Annotated in this window: 22 protein-coding genes; 4 read left to right on the top strand and 18 right to left on the bottom strand. The window is 33.2% G+C overall.

Annotation, left to right across the window (positions count from 1 at the left end; all coding sequences use genetic code 11):
- Window positions 1-241: 241 nt before the first annotated feature.
- From R6X41_RS01610 to R6X41_RS01570, 9 genes are all read right to left on the bottom strand, one after another.
- Entirely contained in the window at window positions 242-1,072 is an 831-nt protein-coding gene (locus R6X41_RS01610) for a DUF2490 domain-containing protein (RefSeq protein ID WP_318496909.1), read from the bottom strand.
- A 173-nt stretch (window positions 1,073-1,245) separates the two neighbouring features.
- The gene (locus tag R6X41_RS01605; protein ID WP_318497035.1) at window positions 1,246-1,563 is read right to left on the bottom strand and encodes a hypothetical protein; all 318 of its coding nucleotides are present in this window, start codon (window positions 1,561-1,563) and stop codon (window positions 1,246-1,248) included.
- A 9-nt stretch (window positions 1,564-1,572) separates the two neighbouring features.
- Entirely contained in the window at window positions 1,573-1,725 is a 153-nt protein-coding gene (locus tag R6X41_RS01600; RefSeq protein ID WP_318496908.1) for a hypothetical protein, read from the bottom strand.
- A 533-nt stretch (window positions 1,726-2,258) separates the two neighbouring features.
- Window positions 2,259-2,774, bottom strand: coding sequence for a MepB family protein (locus tag R6X41_RS01595; RefSeq protein WP_318496907.1), 516 nt, complete (start codon window positions 2,772-2,774; stop codon window positions 2,259-2,261).
- 97 nt (window positions 2,775-2,871) lie between these two features.
- A complete protein-coding gene (locus R6X41_RS01590) occupies window positions 2,872-3,030 on the bottom strand; it encodes a hypothetical protein (RefSeq protein ID WP_318496906.1) in 159 nt (52 codons plus the stop codon).
- Window positions 3,031-3,089: 59 nt separating this feature from the next.
- On the bottom strand, window positions 3,090-3,371 hold the full coding sequence (locus R6X41_RS01585; protein WP_318496905.1) for a DUF547 domain-containing protein: 282 nt from the start codon (window positions 3,369-3,371) through the stop codon (window positions 3,090-3,092).
- Window positions 3,328-3,561 carry a hypothetical protein gene (locus R6X41_RS01580; protein ID WP_318496904.1) on the bottom strand — a complete coding sequence of 78 codons (234 nt, stop codon included), beginning with the start codon at window positions 3,559-3,561 and terminating at the stop codon, window positions 3,328-3,330. Before R6X41_RS01580 ends, R6X41_RS01585 begins: the two co-directional genes overlap by 44 nt.
- Before the next feature lie 120 nt (window positions 3,562-3,681).
- Entirely contained in the window at window positions 3,682-4,371 is a 690-nt protein-coding gene (locus R6X41_RS01575; RefSeq protein ID WP_318496903.1) for a DUF547 domain-containing protein, read from the bottom strand.
- 106 nt (window positions 4,372-4,477) lie between these two features.
- Complete coding sequence (locus R6X41_RS01570; protein WP_318496902.1) at window positions 4,478-5,296, bottom strand: SdiA-regulated domain-containing protein; 819 nt, start codon at window positions 5,294-5,296, stop codon at window positions 4,478-4,480.
- Between the two features lie 291 nt (window positions 5,297-5,587).
- Here R6X41_RS01570 and R6X41_RS01565 point away from each other — a divergent pair, with 291 nt between their 5' ends.
- Complete coding sequence (locus R6X41_RS01565) at window positions 5,588-6,511, top strand: metal ABC transporter substrate-binding protein (protein WP_318496901.1); 924 nt, start codon at window positions 5,588-5,590, stop codon at window positions 6,509-6,511.
- Between the two features lie 226 nt (window positions 6,512-6,737).
- On the opposite strand, the gene gldC is transcribed toward R6X41_RS01565, so the two are convergent.
- Both gldC and gldB read right to left on the bottom strand, forming a co-directional pair.
- Entirely contained in the window at window positions 6,738-7,073 is a 336-nt protein-coding gene (gene gldC, locus R6X41_RS01560) for a gliding motility protein GldC (protein ID WP_318496900.1), read from the bottom strand.
- The gene (gldB, locus tag R6X41_RS01555; RefSeq protein ID WP_318496899.1) at window positions 7,073-8,038 is read right to left on the bottom strand and encodes a gliding motility lipoprotein GldB; all 966 of its coding nucleotides are present in this window, start codon (window positions 8,036-8,038) and stop codon (window positions 7,073-7,075) included. Before gldB ends, gldC begins: the two co-directional genes overlap by 1 nt.
- 92 nt (window positions 8,039-8,130) lie before the next feature.
- Between gldB and nadE the strand changes: the two genes are divergently transcribed.
- Both nadE and R6X41_RS01545 read left to right on the top strand, forming a co-directional pair.
- The gene (gene nadE, locus R6X41_RS01550; protein WP_318496898.1) at window positions 8,131-8,919 is read left to right on the top strand and encodes an NAD(+) synthase; all 789 of its coding nucleotides are present in this window, start codon (window positions 8,131-8,133) and stop codon (window positions 8,917-8,919) included.
- Window positions 8,920-9,020: 101 nt separating this feature from the next.
- A complete protein-coding gene (locus R6X41_RS01545) occupies window positions 9,021-9,647 on the top strand; it encodes a response regulator transcription factor (RefSeq protein ID WP_318496897.1) in 627 nt (208 codons plus the stop codon).
- On the opposite strand, the gene dnaG is transcribed toward R6X41_RS01545, so the two are convergent.
- Window positions 9,642-11,633 carry a DNA primase gene (gene dnaG, locus R6X41_RS01540; RefSeq protein WP_318496896.1) on the bottom strand — a complete coding sequence of 664 codons (1,992 nt, stop codon included), beginning with the start codon at window positions 11,631-11,633 and terminating at the stop codon, window positions 9,642-9,644. The genes R6X41_RS01545 and dnaG overlap by 6 nt on opposite strands.
- A gap of 194 nt (window positions 11,634-11,827) precedes the next feature.
- Here dnaG and R6X41_RS01535 point away from each other — a divergent pair, with 194 nt between their 5' ends.
- Window positions 11,828-13,663, top strand: coding sequence for a Xaa-Pro dipeptidyl-peptidase (locus R6X41_RS01535; protein ID WP_318496895.1), 1,836 nt, complete (start codon window positions 11,828-11,830; stop codon window positions 13,661-13,663).
- Window positions 13,664-13,708: 45 nt separating this feature from the next.
- Here R6X41_RS01535 and R6X41_RS01530 read toward each other — a convergent pair whose 3' ends face one another.
- The 6 genes from R6X41_RS01530 to queA all read right to left on the bottom strand — a co-directional run bounded on the left by R6X41_RS01530 (window position 13,709) and on the right by queA (window position 19,511).
- The gene (locus R6X41_RS01530) at window positions 13,709-14,809 is read right to left on the bottom strand and encodes a porin family protein (RefSeq protein ID WP_318496894.1); all 1,101 of its coding nucleotides are present in this window, start codon (window positions 14,807-14,809) and stop codon (window positions 13,709-13,711) included.
- A gap of 55 nt (window positions 14,810-14,864) precedes the next feature.
- The gene (locus R6X41_RS01525) at window positions 14,865-15,608 is read right to left on the bottom strand and encodes a hypothetical protein (RefSeq protein WP_318496893.1); all 744 of its coding nucleotides are present in this window, start codon (window positions 15,606-15,608) and stop codon (window positions 14,865-14,867) included.
- Window positions 15,595-16,170: an RNA polymerase sigma factor gene (locus R6X41_RS01520; RefSeq protein ID WP_318496892.1), complete on the bottom strand. Its 576-nt coding sequence runs from the start codon at window positions 16,168-16,170 to the stop codon at window positions 15,595-15,597. The genes R6X41_RS01525 and R6X41_RS01520 overlap by 14 nt, the downstream gene beginning before the upstream one ends.
- 54 nt (window positions 16,171-16,224) lie before the next feature.
- Complete coding sequence (locus R6X41_RS01515) at window positions 16,225-17,202, bottom strand: polyprenyl synthetase family protein (RefSeq protein ID WP_318496891.1); 978 nt, start codon at window positions 17,200-17,202, stop codon at window positions 16,225-16,227.
- A 103-nt stretch (window positions 17,203-17,305) separates the two neighbouring features.
- On the bottom strand, window positions 17,306-18,346 hold the full coding sequence (rlmN, locus tag R6X41_RS01510) for a dual-specificity RNA methyltransferase RlmN (RefSeq protein ID WP_318496890.1): 1,041 nt from the start codon (window positions 18,344-18,346) through the stop codon (window positions 17,306-17,308).
- Window positions 18,347-18,461: 115 nt separating this feature from the next.
- A complete protein-coding gene (queA, locus tag R6X41_RS01505) occupies window positions 18,462-19,511 on the bottom strand; it encodes a tRNA preQ1(34) S-adenosylmethionine ribosyltransferase-isomerase QueA (RefSeq protein WP_318496889.1) in 1,050 nt (349 codons plus the stop codon).
- Between the last annotated feature and the right edge of the window lie 75 nt (window positions 19,512-19,586).

The raw sequence follows: 19,586 nt of genomic DNA, 5'->3' as shown, positions 1-19,586 counted from the left end.
TGCCCTAAATACTATTATATGTTCATTTTTTTCATTGATAAAAAGATCCTTCGACTTCGCTCTGGATAAACCAAGCCAAAAAAATCTAGGCTTACGAACTTTTATCTAAATTTTCGATAGGCCAACAAAAAAACAAAATTCAAATTATATAGAAAAAGTACCTCCATTTACGCAAGTAATCCCATAAAGTGAACAGCGGAACATCTTTTTAGAAAAAGAAGCTTCAGGTTTAGTACGCTAATTATTTTGTATTAAATGTTTTTATCACCTTAAATTGATATACGATATCATTTGAACGCACTAGATTATTCGTACCATTAGTGTCGGTATAGTTTTTAGTATATTGATAGGATAAATTAGCTTCAAGTTTAAAATCCTTATTAAATTGATAACCTATTCCTGGAGAAACTCGAATAACGTCATTAAATTGAGAGGCACTTACTAAGTTAAAGAACGCTTCTACAGAAACAGGCATGTAGAATCCTTGGTCCTTTGAAAAAACCAAGCCTTCTAAATTAAAAATTGCTGTAACTTTATATCTAAAACGCAATCCAAAAACCTGATTCCCTGGCTCTTTAGAAAACACAAAACGTTCTTCTAGCCTTAATAGCTGATTAAACTGAACTCTAGGACGTATTTTAAACCCTAACTGATACCCTTGAAAGGGTCTAACCTCGAAAGATCCATAATTACCTTCTTCTTCTGTTGTTAGCAAATAAAGACCTGTACCCCACAGTAATTTCTCCGTATGTTTTATACGTTTAAAGATAAATTTATCTTTAAAAATAAGTTTATCAAACGTCTTTTGGTATGATCCTTTTAAAATATAACGATGCCAACTTTTTGGCCATATGGTTCTGACTCCTATATTACCAACAATTTTCTCTCCATCTCCTACATTCCAAGACGGATCGTAGTCTAACCACAATTGTTGCGAAAAATCACTTTCAGTATTCTGTGCATTAACTTCTTGAATAGATGTTATAAAAAAACCTACAAATAAGCAACCTAAAATAGTTCTTATTGCTATCCTATTAAAAGGTTTAGAGGCACATACAACTTCGAAAGGCATTTATTTAATTTATATTAATTTTTAAATAATCGTAATTATATTACGACACTATTAGAATTTTACAGACTCTAAATGTATAAAAAACATGAAGTAAAATGACAATCTATTTTAATAAATTTTCCTTATACAGGAATTTTTTAATCATTTTATACGAACTTTAAAACAGATTTATTTCACAAAATTGCTATTGCTTTTTTTTCGTAAAACTGACCTTGCCAAATCTTTAATTCAATAAACTTTCTATCAATTTTAGCGACTACCTCAAAGTTTTTAAGTCCGTTCCATTGCGGAGCTAATTGCAAGTCTTTTGGGGATTCACTTATAAAACGCTCAATTATGATATCAAGTCGGAGTAATCGTATAAATCCGGCAATAAATTCAATATAGCTTTCTAAAGTTGATAAATTAAAATATTCTGAATTATCCTTGTATCGATAGGCCATAATAGATTTTTTTACAATCTGTAAATGATGAAGTTTTAAAGTATGTATAGGTAATCATTAAAGTACTTTGGAATGATGTAATAAATCGGCTTTAGATTCTCCTGGTAAACCTATAATCACATGAGCACCTAAACAAATACCTTTGTCTATACATTTCTCGAAAATCAAAATAGTATCTTCAAACGCATGGCAATGATTAACCTTTATCATAGTAGAATTTAACGTACTTTCTACTCCAAATTAAGGAGCCACATAATAGGATATAGAAAAATGATATAGGTAATCTATAATTTCATCAGAAATACAATCTGGTCTCATGCCAATAATATTGGGAACACTAAGCGTTTATTTATTCATCTTTTTAAAAAAAATCGAAATAGGTATTAGTATACACTTGAAATAGGCTAAATATTTCTAAGTTTTATATTGGGTAGAAAACCGAGTAACACCCTTCTTTCAATTGCGAAGTAATACTGGTATTCGTCTTAAAATAACCCGATGTAAAGGAATCATTATTACAATATGTTTATCTTTTAGAACCAGCCCTATTCGGACAGGAAAACCCAATATCTAAAGCTGTTGTTTGAACACATTAATCAAATTTGAATTTCATATTCGAGGAATAATCTAGGTAACGTTTACCTGTAATTAGCATAAGAAGAAATAAAATATAAATTACCGATAATTAATACGTTAGAATATAATAAAAGTTATACTTGAATAGACTAAGATTAATATAAAAATTAGAGATGTTTCAGAATCTCATCCTGAGAAGCATATATTATTTTTACTAATTCAAAATCAATAGGATCTTTAAGAGAAACAAAATATTTTAACTGCCAAACTTGTGTCCGCTTAGCTTGAGAACTCGAAGCCACATCCCAAGGTGGATATACACGAAATCCGCGTTTTCCCTCTTTAGTTGATGTAGTTACTAAACCATGGGAAATACCAGCTGCTTTCGGAATTACAAACTGCCCTAATAACTCATCTTTACATACATTAATCACATAAAAATCGAAAGCATCATCTTCACAAAAAGGTTGCGTTACATCATTCTTATTTCGATTCCAAAATGTAACGAATTGCCCTACTTTCTTGGGTGTAATTTTAGCAGTTCTACAAATAATATATTTGTCGTTTAATGTAAATTGACAGGCTTCATAAGCTGAGCCTTCTGACTCAGATACAAAACCGGAAATTATCAATGAACAAGGTTTGTATATTTTGGTATTTATTGTTTTTAGAACAGATGTCATTTGGAAAATTTTATAGGCAGTCTAAAATAAGTAAAATAGCAGTAAACAAACAACTATTGATTACATAAATCAATCATTTAAACTCTAATTATAATCTTTATGAAATAGTAGCCGATGCATCTATTTTAACGACACTATAAGTATCCAAAAAGTCGATAAGGGTTCCTTGTTTTTCAAAATCTTCTGCAAACCATTCAAAAATCTTTGAGATTTCAATCGCGTCTTTAGAAATGGAATTCTTAGATGTATCATTCACATAACGATTGGTAGCCGCTTCTAATTGTTGTTACAATTGAATTGCGATATATGCTTCATTTAACAAATCAGGGCAAGGATACGAGGTTCATTCATTTTACGAAGAATTTCATGCTCAATAGCACCTAAACTATAGGTTTTATCTGCAATATCAATAAATTCAATATCCCAAGGCTCTTTTATATCTCTAATACTTTTAACAGAATAATGATCTAGAATTAATTTTATAATGAATGCATTGTAAGTATTAATCCAATAGGCTAATTTTTCGTTTTTACTCCAAGAATTTAAAGGCGCATTATTTCCTAAAACAATTAAAATAGTCTTGAAGTTCTTTTTCATCGTCTTTAAAACCTTCATAATTCACCTGACCGTCTTTAGTCACATATTTTGACAATAAAATAGTCCATTGCGCGTGATCCACGACACTTTTGGAATCAAGAATCTGGTTATTCTGAAATTCGCTTACCTCATGCAGATTTGTAACCATTGCTAAAGGCATATATAAAAAGAGTAAAAAGTAACATTTCATCTATTTGGTTTCTTTAAAAGACTCTATTTAAAGCCTTTCCTAACAGTTAAGCCCTCAAACTCTTTTGACATATTATTCCTCGAATTTGAAGTTCACGTTATAAAACCAACCGCCTGTTTTTTAAGCATAATTTTCTAAATAAGGTTCCCAACTGTAGGCATTAAATTTAAGCTTATAAGGTCTATTTCCCAATTCTAAGACATGTATTAAAATCTGTTTTACACCTTTTAAACTTCCAAAATCTCCTTGAAACCAAAACAATATTTTAGACGTATGTATGGTTTTTGCATCAATATCAACACGTGTTTCAGAGGACAGGAACGCATACAAAGCATCATCGAGTTGTTTATTTAACTTTTCAAAAGTATAAAAAGCTATTGGCGGACAACTTTTAGCACCACAATTTAAAGCAAAATGAATGCGGTAATCTATTTTCTCTACCGCCAATTTTCGAATTAAAGTGGCAGCAAATAGATTAGGCAAATAACCTAAACTCATTTTCCATCGGTATCTTCTCAAAATACCGTGTTCAATATCGTCTAGGCTAAAAAAGGTTTCTGCTATATTAATTTCTTTTTTTAAGAACATGCGTTTGCCTTGAGTATGATCGCGTCCCGCTAATATTTGAAAATACGCATTGTAAATATTTATCCAAAACGTATTCTTTTTTCTGTCTGTAATTAATTGAGACGTTAACTCGGTTATAGACATCGTATGCAATGCATGTTCTATTAAACGCGTATCTTTTCTCAGTTTAACATTTAATAACAACGCTTCAGATAGCGATAGCAAACTGTTTAAATTATTCATTGACTTAAGAAAAATGTGATGGTCATGTATCAGGTTATAAAATATGACTACAAACCGAACCCGCCTTTTTAAGTTAGTCGGAAGAAAATTTAAACTTGACTCATTTTTATTCTATATAATCGAATTTTAAAATATTGCCCTTCCCTTTCTTTCCTTCATTAGAGATATACAAATCCCCATTTTCAGTAAAAAAGATGCCCTCTGGCTGCGTAAACTGATCATAATCTAACGAATATGTATTCAAAATTTCACCTTCCTGATTCATTTCAACCATTAATTTTCCAACCGACGAAATAATATATAACGTATTCCTTTTGGGATGCATTGCTAGGCCACTTGGAGCAAAGTGATGTTTCTTATTTTTAGGGTTAAAATGGTTTTTTGAAATGGTATAAACAGGAGTTTTACCAAGTGTATTTGTTTCTAAATTGAATTCATAAATTACATTTTGATTCGTGCCATCAATTTCAACCTCTTCTTTACAAGCAACTAGCAACCGATTACGTTCTTTGTCAAAATAAAGACCTTCCGTATCTTGCTTTTCGGTTAAAAAGGTTTTGTGCTTCTCAACTTTTGGAGTGGTTTTAAAATCATTAATTTGGTAAATAGTTCCGTTAGATTTTAATACATATACCGTATTTCCTGAAACAGCTAGATCTTCATAATCACCATCTTTTCCAAATTTATAACTCTCGTCTACTTTTTTAGTCTCTAAATTATATTCATATAACTTACCTTCTTCATCATTAACACTCAATATATGTGGAAAATTTAATACCGATATTCCAGAAATTTCAACTAGCTTTCTCGGCATTTTCCACTCTTCCGATGGTTTATCTAATGTATAGGATGTAGAAATATCATGTTTAGAATTCGGGTTTTTACAAGTCATAAATAATAATAAAAGAAAAATAGTTTTAAACATAATATTGGATTTCAAATAACAAATGCATGTGAATTTAGTGTTTTCTATTTAAAATAAAAAGAGTCCTACAAACTTCATAATCCCAAAATAATTGATTTTCGACTCCATTGAGCATAAGAAAACCATGTAATTATTAAAAACAATTAAGCCTGGTATTTATTTAATCACACGGATCTAAGCATCGAAATTATTTTAATTTTAATGGTAAGTTTGCCATTAGCTTTAGTCGCTACTTTATTTTTAAATTGTTATGACATAACTTTAGCAGACCGCTTTTTAACCACAATTATTATGAGAATTATTTCAATTTTTATTCTTGGTATTGTTTTTTGCTTGTCGTCTTGTAAAAAAGAAAATAAAAAAACTACAGCAAAAGCATCGCAAGGCACACCTGTAGTTTATGTTACAAATTATCCGCTTTATTATTTTGCAAACCGTATTGGCGGCGAAGTTATCGACTTACATTTCCCAGCTTCTGAATTGATTGAACCTGCGATTTGGAAACCAGAAACCGATACTATTGTAGCCATGCAACAAGCAGATTTTATTTTTATTAATGGAGCATATTATGAAAAATGGCTTATGAACGTTTCTCTTCCAGAGAATATCATTGTAAACACAGGTGCTTCATTTGAAGATAAATTACTAGGAAACGGGGAAGTATTCTCCCATTCTCATGGCGAAAATAAAACACATCTACATACAGAAACAGCTTATACAACATGGCTAGATCTCGCGTTTGCGAATAAACAAGCGGAAGCTATAAAAAATACGTTATCAGAAAAATATCCAGAATTAGAGGATACGTTTAACAGTAATTTCAAAACATTATCCAACGAATTACTGGAATTAGATATGGAGTTTAGAAGTGTAGGCTCACAAATGCAGGAAGCCAATATAGCTGTACTTTTTTCACATCCGGTCTATCAATACTTTCAAAAAGCATATGGTATTAAAGGGGAAAGTTTGCATTGGGAACCTTACGACAATATAGATCAAGATAAATTACAGGAAATAGTGCATCTAACTAAACATCAAAATATAAACACTTTAGTTTGGGAGGCTGCTCCTAAAACCGAAAGCGCAATTACTTTAGAAAAACATGGAATTAAAAGCGTAATTATTGCCCCGTTATCAGGAGAACCAAACGATGGTGACTTTTTATCAGTTATGATTCAGAATTTAAACACCTTAAAAGGTATTTCTCTTCCTTAACCACTAGATAATAGAACGTATTCAATTATTAAAACAAAATTGAAGTAGAACAAACTGCACTCTTATACAACATTATATTTTAAGATAAAGCTCTGAGGGCAGACCTATTTCAGGTCACACTTTTTATTTCGTATTAAATAACATGAAACAAACGTTGAATAACATGTTATAAAAAAAGGCTTCTCGTTATAATTCCAAGAAGCCTTTTTTATGTTTTTAGCTGAATTTACTCTCTATTTATCTCTAACTTTTCAGCAAAATATTCACAGAAATCCTTCATTGTAGCGGTCATTTTTTCGTCTTGAGTTGCACGATTAAACGTATCACTCATCGCTACTAAAGTTTGATGAAAAAATACTTTCATTTCATCTACAGGCATATCTTTAGTCCACAAATCGATACGCAACGATTCTTGAGCTTTACTATCCCAAACCGAAAGCATCATCGCTTTAGCTTCTTCATTATTAATACCGCCATCTTCTGCCGTCCAATTTAATTTTTCAGGAACGCGATTTTCGTCTAATTCTACAGTTAATTGTATCGTTGATGTAAGCTGTGCCATTATTTTTTTGGTTTAAATTTTGAATGATTAAAAATATCTTCAGAACTCATGTTTAACATGTCTTTAAAAGATACCTCTTTATTATTTTCCATATACGCTTTTACAATTTGCCATCCCATATACTCTCCTATTCTACCTGGCGATTGATTATCTACATCGGCTAAATAAAATTTAGAAAATGGTGCTGTATTTATAAAACGTGCTGGTAGTTTGGAATCTGTACTAAACAACAATTCACGCTCTACAAAATATTGCCAAATATAAGCTTCGTTAGCTTCTGCCCATTGTAATTCTGCTGTGGAATATTCTATTTTTTCTGCATCCGTTGCAAACGGAATCATAAGATCTTTAAAATATAAACGTTTTCCAGCAAAAATCATTTCATCTAGTAGCGTTTTGTTTTTCATTGGTAACATATAGCGAATAGCATAAGCATCGGCCAAATCGACCACAATCTGATCTTTAATAAATCCTTTTCTTATATACTCTTGAACGCCTAGATAAAATTCATGGTCAGGTCCTAAATACGTATCTAAAGCAATTAAATCTATAGAATCTGTAACGATAACTTTGTTTCGATAATCGACATAAGATGTGGTACCTATTACTCTTGGGGCTTTAAATTCTGGGTAATAAAATTTTAAATGTTGAAATAATGATGAAATTTCAGCCTCAAGATCATCAGTAATAGGAAAGGTTTTAATTACGGCTTCAGATAATTCTTGTTGAATCGTGTCTTGGATTTTTTCCATCCAAAAGGCATCCGGATAAGATTTAGTAAACATAAATGGATAGCTTGTTTTTAAACCTTCCAAATCTTCCGGGGTTGCTTTAGCAAAATCTACATCAAAACGCTCAATGGTCACCGGCATTTCAATATTTGAAACTTCATCGGTAACTTTACTATCATTTTTACAAGAAACTAGGGTGATTATTATTAAAAGGAAAAAACTTAGATATTTCATATAAAACTAGATGCTGTTAATTTTTATTACTTGAACGTTTCGTTTATTTTTGTTAGGCAAAGGTAAGATTCTTTGTATTAAATCCTTCAAAAATGCAAACAGAAAAAATTGTAGATCACATCGTAAATTGGTTAAAAACTTATGCTGAAAACGCCAAAACAAATGGTTTTGTAATCGGAATTTCTGGCGGAATCGATTCGGCTGTAACCTCAACACTATGTGCCCTTACAGGTTTAGATGTATTGTGTGTAGAAATGCCAATTCACCAAGCACCTAGTCATGTTTCGAGAGCAGAAGAACATATTAAACAACTTAGCGATAGATTTCCCAATATTAAAGATACAAGAGTAGATCTAACTCCTGTTTTTGAAACCTTTAAAACGGAAGTATCCTTAGAAGGTCAAGATGCTACAGTAGCCATGGCACTAGCAAACACCAGAGCACGTTTACGTATGTCTACGTTATACTATTACGCCGGATTAAAAGGCCTTTTAGTTGCTGGAACGGGTAACAAAGTTGAAGATTTTGGTGTTGGATTTTACACAAAATATGGTGATGGTGGAGTTGATTTAAGTCCGATTGCCGATTTAATGAAATCTGAGGTTTATGCATTGGCTAAAATTTTAAATGTTCCGACTTCTATTATTGAAGCTGCTCCAAGTGATGGCCTTTTTGGAGACGCAAGAAGTGATGAGGACCAAATTGGAGCCTCTTATCCAGAATTAGAATGGGCAATGAAAATGGCCGATGGAGGAAAAACTGCTGATGATTTTTCAGTAAGAGAAAAAGAAGTGTTTACCATATACAAACGTTTTAACACATCGAACAAGCATAAAATGGACCCAATTCCGGTATGTATTATTCCTAATAATTTAAAATAAAATAGACCTATAAATAGATACTTTTTTTTATATTTACATAGACTGGATTTCTTTACGGAATCTGCTGCCCCAACAGTCGTTAATTTTAAACCACCTAAATTATGATAAAACTGTTGGTAGCCGACCACCATCCTATAATACGTAAAGGATTAGAATTGCTGTTTTTAACATCGCCCGTAATTCAAGTTGAAGGAGGCGTAGATGATGGTGAGTCAATTTTCGATTTTCTAAAATCCAATACCGTAGACATATTAGTTTCTGAAATTGATTTACCTAAACTAAACGGTATCACAGCCTTAAGACGTCTAAAAAAAGAATATCCTAACGTTAAAGTTTTAATATTTAGCACGCATCCTGAAGAGGTTTATGCGATGAGTTCTATAAAAGCTGGCGCTTCTGGGTATATTTCTAAAACAGCTAACATTTTAACACTTCGTGAAGCTATATTAAAAATCAACCAAGGCGGTATTTATTTAAGTAACGATTTAACCCACAGATTAGCATTTGGAGAACGGATAAACAGAACGGGATCGTTTTATAAAAAATTATCGACTCGTGAAGTAGAGGTTCTAAAACTGCTATCTATTGGTAAAAAAAACAAAGAAATTGCTCAGGAATTAGATATAAACGAAAAAACAGTAAGTACTTATAAAGCGCGTTTAATGAAAAAACTACATGCCTCTAATTTGGTCGATTTACTAAATCAGGCTAAGCTTCTGGAATCATAACACACGAGTTAATTTTCGAGACAATAACATTTTAAGACCGTAATAATCTTTGACTTCCTCAAGGATATTTCGGTTTGTTTCATTTTTATGTTCTAATGTTGTTTGTTGTAATTCTGATACTTTTTTCTCAATAAGGAAACAACGTAAATTTAAAATCGTATCACTAACCAACTGAGCAACACCTTCTTCTTTAGATTTCGGAAAAATATTATTACGCTCCCAATCGTGTAATGTATAGCGCTCGTCTTCCATTAATATACTCGTTATTTCTTGAGATAATTGCTGGTCTACAGTATTTACAAATTGTTCTAAAACAAAATCTGGATTCTGATTTAGAGTTTCGATAATGGTATAATATAGTGTTTTAAAGGTCTCGTTTCCAAACTGCATTTCGTCTTCCTGTAGGTCTAAAAATATTTTCTCGAAGACTCTCGCTTGCTGTATTACAGATTCTAATTCTAAATCGCCCTTTTCGTTTTCCTTTAAAATGGAATCCTCAAAATCTTCTTCTTTGTTACCATATAGCAATAAAATTTCAATGATTTTTCGTTCCAAAAGATACTGAATATCAATCTTTTTAGGTTGTTCATCGTTTCTTATCACTTCAAAAAAATCTGGTGGCGGCTCTTGACTACTACCATAACTACTTCCACTACTACTGCTATTACCAGAAGGCTTATTACTACTGCTACTACTCATTTGTGCTAACGAGCTAAACAATACAGACTCGCTAATATCCATAATTCTAGCACATTCCTGCAAATACACTTCTTGCTTAATACGATCTGGAATTTTAGAAATACTCTGTATAATATCGCGAATAGTTTCAGCTTTTTTAATCGGATCGTTTTTAACATCCTCGACTAACAATCCTGCTTTAAACTGGATAAAATCTTTAGCATTTTCTTCTAAATAGACACGTAGTTCTTCTTCAGTATTTTGTTTTGCAAAACTATCTGGATCCTCACCTTGCGGAAACGAACACACGCGAACGTTCATGCCTTGTTCCAGAATTAAATCAATCCCACGAATAGAAGCACGCATTCCCGCAGCATCGCCATCAAACAAAACGGTGATGTTCTTAGTCAGCCTGTTTATTAAACGTATTTGATCTGGAGATAAAGCTGTTCCAGAAGACGATACGACATTCGTAATTCCAGTTTGATGAAACTGAATCACATCGGTATACCCTTCAACTAAAAAGCAATTATCTTCTTTAGCTATGCTTTGTTTGGCATGGTAAATTCCGTACAACACCTTACTTTTATGGTAAATCTCACTCTCGGGAGAGTTCATATATTTCGCAGCCTTTTTGTCATTGGTCAAAATACGACCTCCAAAACCTAAAACTCGGCCACTCATACTTTGTATAGGAAACAAAACACGACCTTTAAAACGATCGAAATACTTCTCTCCTTTCACTATAGAAAGTCCTGTTTTTTCAAGGAATTCTAATTTATAACCTTTCTTTAAAGCTTCATCAGAAAATGCCTGCCATTCATCTAACGCATATCCTAAACCGAAAGATTTAATCGTTTCTGGGGTAAAACCACGCTCTTTAAAATAGCTTAAACCAATAGCTTGTCCAGCATCGGTTTTATGCATTATTTTCTGAAAATATGTATTTGCAAATTCACTAACCAAATACAAGCTTTCTCTCGCATCTTGCTTTTCCTTTTCTTCGTTAGTTTGTTCAGTTTCTTCTATTTCAATACCGTATTTTCTGGCTAGATATTTAATGGCCTCAGGATATGTAAAATGCTCGTGCTCCATTAAAAAAGCTACAACATTTCCACCTTTACCACTTGAAAAATCTTTCCAAATTTGCTTTACAGGAGAGACGACAAAACTCGGAGAACGCTCATCACTAAAAGGACTCAACCCTTTATAGTTACTACCTGCTTTTTTAAGCTGAACAAAATCGCCAATAACTTCTTCTAGTCGTGAAGCTTCAAATACAGTGTCTATGGAGGATTTTGAAATCAATGAAATACGGTTTAAATGATGAAAATTGTGATGCAAATATAGTTTAAATATGAACTTTTTGAACCTCTCCTTACATTTAAATCTAAAAGTCATTTGGCATATATTCTCATACATTTGGATAATATATTCACATAACACTTGTTACCAATTGCTTAACTTGGCGTCTTGAACTATACTGTTTTTAACTCCTAAGAATGAGAAACTACTTTCTGGCCTTCCTTTTAATTTTATTTATATTATCACCTACAAGCATCATTTTAGCTCAAGAAAAAGCAACTCCAATATTTAAAGATGGTGAAGCTCAGATTGTAGAGGCTTTTAATAATCCCAAAGATTGGATTCGACACGACCTTTGGGTCGAAACTGAATTCGATACCGATGGAGATGGTAAATTAGATCGCATGCATGTCGATGTTACCCGACAAAAACAAACAGACACTGAAGGATTAAAGCTCCCTATCGTTTATGAATCTAGCCCCTATTATGCCGGAGTAGCTGAAGATATTCCTGGATTATTTTGGGATGTAAATCACGAAATTGGTGCAGAAGAAAAACCTCGTATTCACCCCGAAGTAAAACGTGTTCGCAAACGTCCTATAATCTCTAATTCTCAAATAAAAACATGGGTCCCTCGCGGATATATTGTAGTACATTCCTCTTCTCCCGGAACAGGTTTATCTCAAGGCTCACCTACGGTTGGTGGCGACAATGAATCTTTAGCACCAAAAGCAGTTATCGATTGGTTAAACGGAAGAGCAAAAGGCTACACAACTGCTGACGGGACTGAAACTGTTGAAGCATTCTGGTCTACAGGTAAAGTTGGGATGACTGGAACCTCTTATAACGGAACCATACCTTTAGCTGCTGCAACCACTGGAGTTGAAGGCTTAGAAGCTATAATCCCGGTAGCACCAAACACCTCCTATTATCATTATTACAGATCCAATGGTTTAGTACGATCTCCCGGCGGATATTTAGGTGAAGATATAGATGTATTATATGATTATATCCATAGTGGTGGAGATGAAACGAAAAAAGCATATGCTAACAAAACCATTCGTGATTCTATAATGATAAATGGCATGGATAGACAATCTGGCGATTATAATGATTTTTGGGCAGGTCGTGATTATTTAAACGATATGGAACCAATGACAGCTGCATTATTAATGTCGCACGGGTTTAACGATTGGAATGTAATGCCAGAACACAGTTATCGTATTTACAAAGCTGCTAAAGACAAAGGACTTCCTGTACAAATATACTACCACCAATATGGTCATGGCGGACCACCACCTATGACGATGATGAATCGCTGGTTTACGCATTATTTACACGGTATTGATAATGGCGTAGAAAACGATGAAAAAGCATGGATTGTAAGAGAGCAGGATTCTCCAGACAAACCAACACCTTATAAAGATTATCCAAATCCTGATGCTAAATTAGTGACTTTATATTTACATCCTAACGGCACAAAAACGGGTAAGTTAAGCACTAAAAAGCTGTCTGGTAATGTTCAAGAAAAGCTAATTGATGACGCTAGCTTTTCTGGAGATTCGTTAGCAAAATTATCAACATCAAAACATCGCTTGTTATATGTCTCTCCAAAACTTAAAAAAGATGTTCACCTTTCTGGAATTGCACAGATTAACATAAAGCTTGCAAGTAGTAAACCCGCAGCAAACTTATCTGTATGGTTAGTATCTTTACCTTGGAATCCAGATATAAATGCTCCGATTACAGACAATATTATTACGCGTGGATGGGCAGATCCTCAGAATTATAAATCCATTAGAACTAGCGAACCTTTGGTTCCTGGTCAATATTACAATGTTGCTTTCGATTTACAACCCGATGATCAAATCATTAAAAAAGGCCAACAAATTGGACTTATGATTTTTTCTAGTGACAACAATTTTACGTTACTACCAAAACCGGGAACAGAACTAACTGTTGACTTAAACGGAACAACCATAAATTTGCCAGTTGTTGGAGCTGAATACTCCCTGAAAACAGCGACTGATTAATAGCGGAAAAGGCTTCAATTAATTTTGAAGCCTTTTTAATTTTATTTAATCCATATCGAAACGCAAACCTAACGATATGTTATTTTGATTAATAGGTTGATTTCTAAATATCGGAGACAAATCGTATTTAAAATACACCCCAACATTACCTATTGCCATGTAGCTACTTACTCCATAAACAAAACTATTCACTGCGTCGTAATTCTTGTACTTCTTTTTCTGATTACTACCATCTTCATAATATTTTACTTTTTGAAGTGATGCTAGATTAAACCCACCGTAACCACCAATGCCAAATTTAAATTGTTTCTGAGTTGAATATCTAAAGTAATCTGTATTCTGAGTCTTCTTTGATGGTCCAAATTCAAAATGCACAGGAAACACTAAATTAGTCGTTCTGAATTTTGATTTTTTCACCTCGTAAGGAAATTCAACAAAATTGACTTGATCACCATCTTCCACAAAATACATGTTGTTTTTTATATTTAATTTATTCCATTGTAACGATGCTCCGTATTTTAAACGGACTGCATTCGAATTTTCAAACACACGTGTTTTCCATGCCCAACCTAATTCTACAAATCCTGAACCACCAAGTTTATATGGAGAATCTCCTAAACTTTCCCCTTCAATAAGTGCATTATTAAAACCAATAGCAAAAACTAAAGTACTTGTCGTGCGCTTATCGTAAACAGGTGTTGGTTTTACACGAGGTTCAATCGAAATAGAAGTGTGCTCGTTAGAAATGTCGCTTTTAATATATTTTCCTATTCTTATAACAATTCGTCCGTCGTCTTCAAAAGAGTAATCTTCGTTATTACGCTCTAATAAATCAATCTGATTATCGATAATAGCTACTCGATTATTAATATTTAAGGCACGTTTTTTAGCAACTTCTTTTTTTAAGATTTCTCCTTCTTCTGAGGTAATATAACCGGCATCTACTTTTTCATTAATCGCTTCAACTTCTTGTCTTAATAATTCTTTTTCTTCACTGCGAACGACTTCTTTCTGAGTATTTAAGACCTGAATATCTTCAATTTTAAGGGAGTCAGACGTATCTATAATCTCTATTTCTTGAGCAATACTGACTTGTGAAACAAGAATTAGACTAAGGGCAATTGTTAATTTAGTAATGATGTTCATAATGTTCGTTTTTTGATTGATTGATTGATTGATTGATTGATTTTGATGAAATATTTTAATTATTACGTTCTACAACAGCCGTTTTTACCTTTACAAAACCGGTTTTAACGGCGTCGAAAACTTTTTCTCTAAAACTGTATTCGATGTCGTTTTCAACATGTTCTAAAAGCTGTTCTGAATTAACTGTCTGTTGGGCTTGTTGTATTGATTTATCGGCAATAATATCTTGTTCTGCTTGTAGTAAAAGGTCTTCTATATAATCTTCTGTAGAAATAGGTTCCTGTTCTGCTAAACCTGTTTTGGAATCAAATTCAGAAACTGAATCTTGTAAAATACGCGCGATAGTATTCTGCACTTCTGCCACTTGACTTTTACTAGCATTGTTATTTGGTGACTTTTTGCTTTTAGGTTCTTTATTTTGACTCACGACAGCATGATTACTGCTATTTGAAGGTGATTTTACAACTTCTAATTCTTGAAATTCCTCAATTTCAGGTTCTATTATTGATTCTTCAATTTCTATTACATCCGCTGCGACCACAATAATCGTATCCGTTGCAGGTTCTGTATCGACTATAGGTAAATCTGGAGTCGTATCTGTATTAAAAAATAAAGTGCTAAACAATAATATTCCTATAAAACTCGCCGCAATCGCCATTACCCAATAGCGTTTTGAATTCCTTTTTTTCTGCGGAGTTTCTAATTGTGATTGCAATTTGTCCCATGAAGCAGGAGACGGTTGCAAACGGCGTTCTTCAAGACTATTCTTTATTTTATTTTCGAAATTATTTGACGCCATAACTATCGGAATTTAATGCATTAATTTGCTGTTGTAACAACTGTCTTGCTTTATACAATTGCGATTTAGAAGTCCCTTCTGTGATTTTAAGTAAGTCGGCAATTTCATGATGTTTATACCCTTCTATAGCATACATAACGAAGACCATTTTATAACCTTCCGGTAAATCATCTATAAGATTTTGAATATCTTCTACTGCAAAATTAGCATCACTATAAATCGGTGAAACATTTTTTGTTTCGTTTTCAACTTCAACAAAAATGAGTTGTTTTTTTTGTCTCAAAAACGAAATAGATTCACGAACCATAATTCTTCGAATCCACCCCTCGAAAGAACCTGCATCTTGAAATGTATGCAATTGCGTAAATACTTTATAAAAACCATTTAGCATCGCTTCTTCTGCATGCTGTACATCTTTAATGTAATACCTGCAGACACTTAGCATTTTAGGCGCATGCCAATCGTACAAGGCTTGCTGTGCTTCGCGATGGTTTTGGAGAGCCTTTTTTATAAGCTGATTTTGGTTTTTATGCAACTGAATAACTTTCAAAAGCGGTTTCATTTGGTCTTCTATTTATAAAGACGCAAAAACAAAGTAAAAGGTTGCCTGAAGATTTTATTTTTTTCTTTCGATTACATAATTCACCATTAAAATCAATGATGACTTGTAAGCCGATTCTGGATAAGGTTCTAACATTCTCAAAGCTTCTTCCTGGAATGCTTTCATTTTGGTAACGGCATAATCTAAACCGCCTTGTTCCTTTACAAAAGCAATAACTTCTTTTACGCGTTTAGCATCTTTGTTATGGTTTTTAATAGAATTAATTAACCATTTACTATCTTTTTTAGACACCTTATTAAGCACATGTATTAGCGGAAGTGTCATTTTTTGCTCTTTAATATCGATTCCGGTAGGTTTGCCAATTTTTTCTTGGCCGTAGTCGAATAAATCATCTTTAATTTGAAAAGCCATTCCGATAAGCTCACCAAATTTGCGCATAGTTTCTACATGCGTAGATTCAGGTTTAACGGAAGCCGCTCCCAAACTGCAGCATGCAGCAATTAATGTTGCTGTTTTCTGACGGATAATTTCGTAATAAATATCTTCAGTAATATCTAAACGACGTGCTTTTTCAATTTGAAGTAATTCACCTTCGCTCATTTCGCGAACGGCAATTGAAATAATTTTAAGTAAATCGAAATCGTTATTATCTATAGACAACAACAAACCTTTAGACAATAAATAATCGCCAACTAAGACGGCAATTTTATTTTTCCATAGTGCATTTACAGAGAAAAAACCGCGGCGTCTATTACTATCGTCTACCACATCGTCGTGCACCAAAGTGGCAGTATGTATTAACTCGATAACCGAAGCTCCACGATACGTACGTTCGCTAACTTCTCCATTAGACACCATTTTAGAGACTAAAAACACGAACATTGGTCGCATTTGTTTCCCTTTTCTATTTACAATATAATGTGTAATTCTATTAAGTAGAGCGACTTTTGAAGACATAGAAAGTAAGAACTTTTGTTCAAAAAGTTCCATTTCGTAAGCAATAGGTTGCTTTATTTGCTCTACAATTTTCAACTAGAAATCTTAGGAATTAGTAATCTATACAAACCTAATAAAAATGGGCGTTATAAACTACATTTATAATATTCATTAATGTTTTAAACTAGCGGTTTATCAATTAGCTTTTATTTGCCAATTGCCCACAGGCAGCATCGATATCTTTACCTCGAGAACGTCTAATAGTAACGGTAATATTATTAGCTTCGAGTACTTTCACATACATATTGATAGCGTCGTCTGGAGCTTGTTGAAATTGGCCATCGTCGATTGGATTGTATTCAATTAAATTGACTTTACTCGGAGCAAATTTACAAAACTGAACAAGTGCATCTACATCTTTTCGTTTGTCATTTATACCAGCCCAAACAATGTATTCGTAAGTAATCCTGCTTTTTGTTTTACTATACCAATATTCTAAAGCCTCTCGTAAATCGGCTAAAGGAAAGGTTGCATTAAACGGCATGATTGAGGTTCTTACCTCATCGATTGCAGAATGCAAAGACACAGCAAGTTTAAACTTTACCTCGTCGTCTGCCATTTTTTTAATCATCTTAGGAACGCCAGAGGTAGAAACTGTAATACGTCTAGGAGACATCCCTAAACCTTCTACATGTGTGATTTTATCTATAGCTTTAATCACATTATTGTAGTTCATAAGAGGCTCTCCCATTCCCATAAACACAATATTGCTTAATGGTCTATCTTGATACAGTCGACTTTGATTATCGATGGCAACCACTTGATCGTAAATTTCGTCTGGATTTAAATTACGCATTCGTTTTAAACGTGAAGTTGCGCAAAACATGCAATCTAAACTACATCCAACCTGACTAGACACACAAGCCGTGGTTCTGGTTTTTGCAGGAATTAAAACAGATTCGACTACCAAACCGTCGTGTAATTGCACCGCATTTTTAACTGTACCATCACTACTACGTTGCATCGTATCTACCTTAATGTGATTAATAACAAAATTATCCTCTAACATTTGTCGAGTTTCTTTGGATAGATTTGTCATATCATCGAAATGATGTGCGCCTTTGCTCCACAACCATTCATAAACCTGATTTCCACGAAATGCTTTATCGCCTTCCGATTCAAAAAAATTCCGAAGTTGATCTTTTGTTAATGCCCGAACGTCCTTTTTCTTGTTTGCCATAATACTGCAAAAGTAATTAAAATGTGATTAGTAAAATAGTACCTAATCATCTCTATTTAAGCTATAAAAAAAGCCTTGATGAACAAGGCTTTTTAGTGTTTTGAATCTCTATAATTTATATGATTAACATGGCGTCACCATAACTATAGAATTTATACTCCTCTTTTACGGCTTCTTCGTATGCACGTTTAAGAAAATCGTGACCTGCAAATGCAGAAACCATCATTAAAAGTGTAGACTTTGGCGTATGGAAGTTAGTAATCATACAATTCGCGATACTAAATTCGTAAGGAGGGAAAATAAATTTATTTGTCCAACCATTAAATTCATTTAACGTACCATGAGAAGACACAGCACTTTCAATAGCACGCATAGATGTTGTACCTACAGCACATACACGTCTCTTTTCTTTAATTCCAGTATTGATTATCCCTACTGCTTTCTCTTCAATAATAGCCTCTTCACTATCCATTTTATGCTTAGATAAATCTTCAACCTCAACTGGATTAAAAGTACCTAATCCTACATGTAAAGTAACATCTGCAAATTTAACACCTTTAATTTCTAAACGCTTTAATAAGTGTTTAGAGAAATGCAATCCAGCTGTTGGAGCAGCTACAGCACCTTCGTTTTTCGCATAGATGGTTTGGTAACGCTCTTCGTCTTCCGGCTTCACTTCACGCTTAATATATTTTGGAAGTGGAGTTTCTCCTAAGATTTTAAGTTTGTTTCTAAATTCTGTATAAGATCCATCATATAAAAAACGTAATGTACGTCCTCTAGATGTTGTATTATCTATAACTTCTGCTACTAAGGTATCGTCGTCTCCAAAATATAATTTGTTTCCGATTCTAATTTTACGAGCAGGATCTACTAAAACGTCCCAAAGACGTTGTTCTTCGTTTAATTCTCTTAATAAAAATACCTCGATTCGCGCACCAGTTTTCTCTTTGTTTCCGAATAATCGTGCAGGAAAGACTTTAGTGTCGTTAAGAATCATCACATCATCTTCATCAAAATAATTAATGATATCTTTAAACTGTTTGTGTTCAATAGTTTGATTTTTTCTATCCAAAACCATTAGGCGGGACTCATCTCTGTTTTCACATGGGTCTTCTGCTAATAATTCTTCTGGTAGATTAAAATTAAAGTGCGATAATTTCATTTTCTGATATTTTGTTTTTAAATATTATGTGCATTAGAATAATTCTAATTTCACAATATTGTTAAAAGGAACGGC

Origin of the sequence: Formosa sejongensis, assembly GCF_033447105.1 — a bacterium.
Lineage (GTDB): Bacteria > Bacteroidota > Bacteroidia > Flavobacteriales > Flavobacteriaceae > Formosa.
Note: the sequence above shows the minus strand (reverse complement) of the source record. Positions and strands in the feature narration are given on the sequence as shown.